General features: G+C 36.5%; 1 protein-coding gene. It reads left to right on the forward strand.

Annotation, left to right across the window (positions count from 1 at the left end):
* Nucleotides 1–564: IS3 family transposase (locus H4J38_RS16885; protein WP_182133657.1), on the forward strand; the 564-nt coding region annotated here is incomplete at its 5' end.
* Nucleotides 565–592 lie beyond the last annotated feature (28 nt).

Raw genomic sequence — 592 nt, forward strand, 5'->3', positions numbered from 1 at the left:
ACAAACAGTAAGCATTGGATGAGAAAGCATCCCAATCTATTAAAAGAAGTAAAGTCATCAGCGCCTGAAGAAGTGTTTGTAAGCGACATAACCTATGTTGAAACAGAGCAAGGTGTACATTACCTCTCATTAGTCACCGATGCTTATAGCCGCAAGATAATGGGATATGAGCTTAGTAATGAAATGAAAGCAACGGATGTAGTAAAAGCATTAGATATGGCACTGAAGAATAGATGTTATCAGCATAAAGCGATCCATCACTCAGACAGAGGTTTACAATATTGCTCTCAAGTCTATCAAGAAAAATTGTATGAAAACAATATCATTCCCTCGATGACCGATGGATATGACTGTTACCAAAACGCACTTGCTGAGCGTATCAATGGGATATTAAAACAAGAATTTATTTTATATAAATGTCGTAATATTGAAGAGTTAAGTCAGCTCGTTAAAGAATCAATATTTATCTATAATGAAATAAGGCCGCACTTAAGTTTGGCAATGAAAACACCAAACCAAGTGCACAAAAAAGACCAGAAGCTTAAGCCACTGGCCTTTCATTAAAACCGTCAACATATTCTAGGACGGGACA

The organism is Colwellia sp. BRX10-3, from assembly GCF_014077505.1.
Taxonomy (GTDB): Bacteria; Pseudomonadota; Gammaproteobacteria; order Enterobacterales; family Alteromonadaceae; genus Cognaticolwellia.